Source organism: Chryseobacterium potabilaquae, from assembly GCF_902728265.1.
Lineage (GTDB): Bacteria > Bacteroidota > Bacteroidia > Flavobacteriales > Weeksellaceae > Chryseobacterium > Chryseobacterium potabilaquae.
In genome coordinates this window covers 1-5030 of record NZ_CACVBR010000083.1, presented here as the reverse complement: position 1 = coordinate 5030, position 5030 = coordinate 1, and the positions used below count along the sequence as shown (strand labels likewise).

The window sequence follows — 5030 nt, the reverse complement described above, 5'->3', positions numbered from 1 at the left end:
TACTTCCGAAAGTTTAGTCCTCCAATAATCCAATTGTTTTTCTAATACTTCTCCCTGAAGATAACCCCTTTGCCATAAAGCAAAATCTTTATATTGAATAGGAAGCGAGGGTAAAGAAACCGGATTATTCGATAACAAATCCCTATAGATAACACGTAGTTCTTCTAAAAATATATCGATAGACCAACCATCAAAAGCAATATGGTGAATAACTATACTGATATAAGAGGTGGGCTCATGGTTATTATTCTTTTCTTTCTCATGGAATACACAAACTGAAATAGGAAGTTCTTTGGATAAATCAAAAACTCTAGTGATTTCTTGAGATAGAAGATCTTCTAATTTTCTAGAGTTAAATACATCTGTTTCTTTAATATTAAACTCCTGATCACTCACATACTGATACCCTACTCCCTCTGAACTGGTCAAAATCAAGGTACGTAGAATTTCATGTCTGGACAGAACAACTCTAAAAGATTCTTTTAAAATGCTAAGATCAACTTGTGATGATAATCCAAAAACCATAGGAATATTATACGCTGAGCTTCCTCCTTCATACTGATCAATAAACCATAAACGCTCCTGAGCAAAAGATAAAAGTTGCTGCTCAGGATGATGAACCACTATAGGACGGATTATCTTACCTCCTTCTAAGTCTAAATCTTTGAGTACTCCTGCTAATCCAAAGACAGTCTTATGAGTAAATACCATCGTTACATTTGCCTGTAAACCCAATCCTTGATGAATCTTGCTAATCAGTTTAATAGCCATAATACTGTTTCCTCCCAAACGGAAGAAATCATCATGTAAACCTATACTTTCTACTGGTAAACCTAAAACCTCACCATAAATCTCTGCTAATTGTTTTTCAAGCACAGTCGTTGGAGCGATATACTCCTTATCTCCTGTGAAGCTAGGTTCAGGTAAGGCCCTGCCGTCCAATTTACCATTGAGAGTCATTGGGAATAATTCCAAATGTACATACGCTGAAGGAACCATATACCCAGGAAGAAGACCAGATAAGTATACAGATAAGTCTTCAGGATTAACGGAAGCATCTGATACATAATATCCTACCAAATATTTTAATCCTGAACTATGTTCTTTAGCTAATACAACACTTTGACGAATACCTTCATAACTCAATAGTCTATTCTCTATCTCTCCTAATTCTATTCTATAGCCTCGTATTTTTACCTGGAAGTCATTACGACCTATATATTCCAAATCTCCTCCGGGAAGATAACGTACTAAATCCCCCGTCTTATACATACGATCATTATAACCAATCTCTTTCTCTTCTTCGCTTTGAAAAGGATTCAATAGAAAACGCTCAGCTGTAAGCTCAGCAAGATTTAAATACCCTCTTGATAATCCAACTCCTCCTATATACAATTCTCCTACGGCTCCTATAGGAACTGGACGTAAGTATTCATCCAGTACATAAGTTGTGGTATTGGCAATAGATTGACCTATATTAAGAGCATTACCATCCTCATGATAATGATGATAAGTAGCACATACCGTGGACTCGGTAGGACCATACGCATTGATTACATCAACTCCTTCTCTTCTATAATATTCCATGACTTCCGGATGAGTAGTATCTCCTGCTACAATAAGGGTATCCAAAGGGAGAATTAATTCTGTAGTAAGTAATACAGGAGGAATCGTAGCTATCTGTATAGCATTTTCAGCTATATATCTATGTAATAAACTTAAATCTGTTTGGATTTCTTTACTTATTAGATGTAAGGTATGACCAAACGAAAGAACAGAATAAACATCCCATACATGAGCATCAAAAACATAGTTGGCATACCATAATGCTCTTTTCTGTAGATGGGAAGAAGAATGAACTGTGTTCAGGTTAAATATGGCAGACTGGTGCTCTACTAAATTAACCACATTTTTATGTTCTATCATCACTCCTTTTGGCTTTCCTGTTGTTCCACTGGTGTAAATAACATACGATAAATCACCTGAACTTACTTCTGTATTTGGATTCTCCGTAGAACCAGTACTCACTTCAGCTTTCATTTCTGAACCATTCAGACTTATGACACTCAGGTTTGAAGATTCTGTTTCTATTAGTTCCTTATACTCATATAATCTGTCTTTTGTATTCTCTTCAACAAGTACCAATCTAGCCTTGGTATCTCCCAGAATATGTTCTATTCTATCCATTGGATAATTAGGATTCATAGGAACATAGGCTCCGCCTGATTTCAAAACTCCTAAGATTGCAATTAACATCTCCTCAGACCTTTCTAAACATAAGGGAATGAGTTCATCAGACTGAATATGATAGTTTTGTAATAAATAATGAGCCAATTGGTTAGATCTCTCATTAAGCTCTCTATAACTTAACTTTACACCTTCATACACCAAGGCTATATGATCAGGAGTATTTTCTACTTGTCTCTCAAATAACTCATGAATGGTAACAGTTCTGTCGTATCCTGTATAAGTATCCAAAAGATGGGTGAAGATGCCATCTACACTGTACTCTTCTTCTCTTACCCAAGATAGATTTCCAAGCTTTAACTCAGATCTATTATCTTTTTGATGATATACCATCTGCTCTAAAAGATATACATACGTCTTAATCATATGATCAATCGTACTTTCCTTGAATAATCCTCGAGCATAATTAAAACTTCCGGATAAGCTTTTCCCATCGTCATCTATCATAACACTCAAATCAAACTTAGCAACATCATAAGAGATACTTCCTTTGAATTCCTGAAACAAAGAGTCTTCTCCATACATCTTCTTTGCTTCACTTCCAAAACTCTGCAAGCCAAACATAACCTGGAATAGAGGATGACGAGATACATCCTGAACTACTCCCAACTCTTCTACCAATTTCTCAAAAGGTACATCCTGATGCATCTGAGCTTGTGATACCGAATCTGAAACTTGCAAAATAAAATCTCTTACTGATACTCCATAATCGATCTCTTCTCGAAGGACAAGCGTATTTACAAAGAAACCGATCAGATCCTCTAACCCTGCATGATGGCGATTCGCTACCACAGTACCTAATACTATATCCTTTTGTCCCGAATAAGAGGATAATAACAAATAATACCCTCCCAGCATTACACTATATAAACTAACTCCTAAGTCTCGAGATAAGAATCGAAGGTCTTCGCTTAAAGTATCCGAGATATTAAAACATACTGTATGTCCTTCATAAGAAAGCCGTGTAGGACGCACATAATCCAAAGGAAGATGTAAAGCCTCAACTCCCAAAAGTTTAGTCCTCCAATAATCCAACTGTCTATCCAATACTTCACCTTGAAGATAACCCCTTTGCCATAAAGCAAAATCTTTATATTGAATTCGTAAAGAGCGTAAAAAAACCGGGGTTCCTGATAATAAATCTTGATAGATAATTCTTAATTCCTCTAAAAAGATATCTGTAGACCAACCATCAAAAGCAATATGGTGAACAACTATACTGATATAAGAGCTGAGCTCATTGCTATTATTCTTTTCTTTTTTATGGAATACACAAACTGAAATAGGAAGTTCTTTGGAAAGATCAAAAACCCTAGTGATTTCTTGAGATATAAGATCTTCTAACTGCTTAGAACTCTCCACATAAGTCTCTTTAATACTAAGTTCATGATTACTCACATATTGATAACATACTCCCTCTGAACTGGTTACAATCAAAGTACGTAGAATATCATGTCTGGACAGAAGAATTCTAAAGGACTCTTTTAAAATGCCAAGATCAACTTGTGATGATAACCCAAAAACCATAGGAATATTATAGGCAGAGCTTCCTCCTTCATATTGATCAATAAACCATAAACGTTCCTGAGCAAAAGATAAAAGTTGCTGCTCAGGATAATGAACCGCTATAGGACGGATCATCTCTACAATATCAATTGATAAACCTTCAAGTGCACCTGCTAATCCAAAGACAGTCTTATGGCTAAACACCATCGCTACATTTGCCTGTAAACCTAATCCTTGATGAATCTTACTAATCAACTTAATAGCCATAATACTGTTCCCTCCCAAACGAAAGAAATCATCATGGATACCAATACTTTCAACTGGTAAACCTAAAACCTCGCTATAAATCTCTGCTAATTCTTTTTCGAGAACAGTCGTTGGTGCTATATATTCTCTATCTCCTGTGAAGTTAGGTTCTGGTAAAGCCTTGCGATCTAACTTTCCATTAATCGTAAGAGGAAGCTCTTCTAAATGAACATACACAGAAGGGATCATATACTCCGGAAGAAGAGCAGATAAATGCATAGATAAGTCTTCATGATTAACTGCTATATCCAATACATAGTATCCTACCAAGTATTTTAACCCTAAACTATTCTCCTTAGCCAACACTACCCCCTGGCGAATCCCTTCATAACTCAACAAAGCGCTTTCTATCTCTCCTAACTCTATTCTATAGCCTCTAATTTTAACCTGGAAGTCATTTCGACCTATATACTCTATATCCCCACCAGCAAGATAGCGTACTAAATCTCCAGTCTTATATATACGTCCATTATAATCTATCTCTTTATCTTCTTCACTCTGGAAAGGATTCTCTAAAAAACGCTCAGCTGTAAGTTCTGCAAGATTTAAATAACCTCTTGATAAACCAACTCCTCCTATATACAACTCTCCTACAGCTCCCACTGGTACTGGACGTAAATACTCATCCAACACATAGGTTGTGATACTGGCTATAGAACGCCCTATCAAATGTACTTCTCCTTCTTTTATTTCTCTATATGTAGCATAAATCGTAGATTCAGTAGGACCATATAAGTTATATAATTTCTTCTGTTCTCCCCAATATCTTCCCGTTTCTTCATCACAGGGCTCACCCGCATACAGAATAGCCTTTAAGCTCCGATAAACCTTACGAGGCAATACAGATAATAAGGCAGGAGGAAGATAAACATGGCTAATTTCATGATCTAAAAGATAATCACTGATCAAATTTGAATCCTTCTTTATATCTTCAGATAATAAATGTAATTCATTACCATACAATAAAGAAC

1 protein-coding gene is annotated in these 5030 nt (G+C 36.0%); it reads right to left on the bottom strand.

Annotated features, from left to right (window positions below; translation table 11 throughout):
* The coding region (locus CHRY9293_RS18160; RefSeq protein ID WP_162034267.1) for a non-ribosomal peptide synthetase at window positions 1–5030 on the bottom strand (5030 nt) is incomplete at both ends.